The 479-nt window shown below is 62.8% G+C and carries 1 protein-coding gene; it reads right to left on the minus strand.

The window, feature by feature from the left end:
• Positions 1-92: 92 nt before the first annotated feature.
• On the minus strand, positions 93-479 hold a 387-nt coding region (locus KDK95_RS38865; RefSeq protein WP_249162345.1), incomplete at its 5' end, for an efflux RND transporter periplasmic adaptor subunit.

The raw sequence follows: 479 nt of genomic DNA on the forward strand, positions 1-479 counted from the left end.
GTGCACCCATCGCAAGGGCAGCGAGCAGCACTAGCCATCGCTGCTCGATCGAGAATCGAATCAGTTTTTCAAACATGTGTGAGGCTCCGTGGTCAGTGCGTGTGCTCGGCGGATGCCTTGCCCAGTTCGGACTTCACGACGAAGCTGCCCGACGCTGCGTAAGGCGTTCCAGGCTTGATGCCCTGAAGGACCTCGATCCGCTTTCCGTCGCTGCGCCCCAACTGCACGGGCTGCGCAATGAAGCCTCCATTGACCTTCAGGAAGACCACGGGTTTCTCGCCAACCGTCTGGACTGCGTCTGCTGCAATCGTCACGGGCACGGTGGCCTCGTCGGCCACGACCTCGACATTCACGAACAGGCCGGGCCGCCATGCTCCCTTGGGGTTGTCCAGCACCACCCGCGCCTTGGCGGTTCGGGTTTGCTCGCCGATGAGTGCGCCCACGAAGGCAACCGTACCCGTCGCTGAAGCGTCGAACGC

Origin of the sequence: Actinospica acidithermotolerans (genome assembly GCF_018139625.1) — a bacterium.
In the GTDB taxonomy this organism is placed as follows: Bacteria; Actinomycetota; Actinomycetes; order Streptomycetales; family Catenulisporaceae; genus Actinospica; species Actinospica acidithermotolerans.